The organism is Micromonospora sp. R311, assembly GCF_056780015.1.
Genome location: NZ_JBSWCE010000106.1, coordinates 1 through 1,504, shown reverse-complemented (window position 1 = coordinate 1,504; position 1,504 = coordinate 1). Strand labels below are relative to the sequence as shown.

The 1,504-nt window shown below is 68.2% G+C and carries 1 protein-coding gene; it reads right to left on the bottom strand.

The window, feature by feature from the left end; translation table 11 throughout:
• Positions 1-13 precede the first annotated feature (13 nt).
• A complete protein-coding gene (locus tag AC1WTP_RS34355; RefSeq protein WP_481653368.1) occupies positions 14-1,330 on the bottom strand; it encodes an IS4 family transposase in 1,317 nt (438 codons plus the stop codon).
• Positions 1,331-1,504 lie beyond the last annotated feature (174 nt).

The window sequence follows — 1,504 nt, the reverse complement described above, 5'->3', positions numbered from 1 at the left end:
CAACGCCGTGAAGTTATGGGCTGATCGGTGTGGTCAAGAGGTTGATGGTGATGGTTGCTTGGTAGGTGCGTCGGTCGACGCGCAGGCTTTTGTAGGCGTATCGGGACAGCGGTCGTTTGACGGCTCGGGGTTTGACGCGGAGCCGGCGTGGGGGCATGAGCTGGTCGAGAATGGCGCGGCCGATGGTGCCGACGAGGTCGATGACGGTGCCGGCGAGGACGTTCGCGGCCTGGGTGACCTGTTCGCGGGCGGTTTGCAGGGCGATGCTGAAGCTGGCCCGGTCGGGGTCGGTGCCGGTAGTGCTGATGGCGTCGGCGATGGCGATTCGGATGGCCTGGTAGGTGGTCAGCAGGGCGTAGATCTCTTGGGCGATGCCGGAGGGGTGGTGGCTGCGTAGGACGCGGCGGCCGAGCATGCTCTTCTTGATCGCCAGGTACGCGGTTTCGATCTCCCATCGTTCGTGGTAGAGGGTGACCAGGCTGGACGCGGGGTAGCGGTGGTGGTCGAGCAGGGTGGTGGCCAGCCGGTAGACGCCGGTGCGGTGCCCGGTGGTGGTGGCGATGGTGATCTCACAGTCGATGATGCGGACCGGCAGGTCGCCGACGCGGGACAGGAACGAGCCGTCCGGCAGTCGGCGCAGCACCGGGGGCTTGCGAAGGGCGGTGAGGCGGGCCAGGAACGCGGCGCCGGTGCCGGCGACGGCCTGCAGCAGGGTGTTGCTGGACAGGCCCCGGTCCAACAAGACGATCATGCCGGGGTGCAGGGACCGGGCCAGCCGTTGCGCGTAGCGGGCCTCGCCGGTGCTGGCGGGTCCGAAGACCGCGTCGATGATTGCCCGGGTGCCGCAGGCGACGAGGGTGACCAGGGAGATCTGTGGATAGCCGCTGGCGGCGGTGTACTGGTTGGAGCCCTTACCTAGCCAGGCGCGGGTGGCCGGATTGTCGGGCACGTCCAGGCAGGTGCCGTCGATCGCGACGACCAGCAACCCGGCCCACCGGGTGCCGGCGGTGCGGATCGCGCCGGCGTGCCCACGCAGAAGGTCGAACAGGGCGCGCATGGGGCGGGTGCCGAGCCGGCAGCGGGCATGCCACAGCCCGGTCGCGGTGATCGTCGGTATTGGCAGGCCGCGGAGCGCGCCGGTGAGTTTGCGCCAGACCGCCAGATATCCGCAGTCCTCGAACAGGGTGGCCGCGAGCAGCAGGTAGACGACGACCCGGGCGGGCAGCTTACGCAGCCGTCGCTGGACCGCACCGGACTCAGCGAGGACCGCGTCGACCATCTCGAACGGCACGATCTGCGTCAACTCGCCCAGATGGCCCGGGGCGAACACCCCTTCAGCTACAACGATTTCACGAGTGATGGCACACTGAGCAGACAGCGGAGCTCCCACAGCAGCGGTTGTCTTGGCGGACAAGCCGTTTCTACCGGAGCTCCGCTTCCTGCATGTCAGGGGCCGTATCGAGGCACTTGCCTACCAGCCCACACGCCTAACTTCACGGCGTTG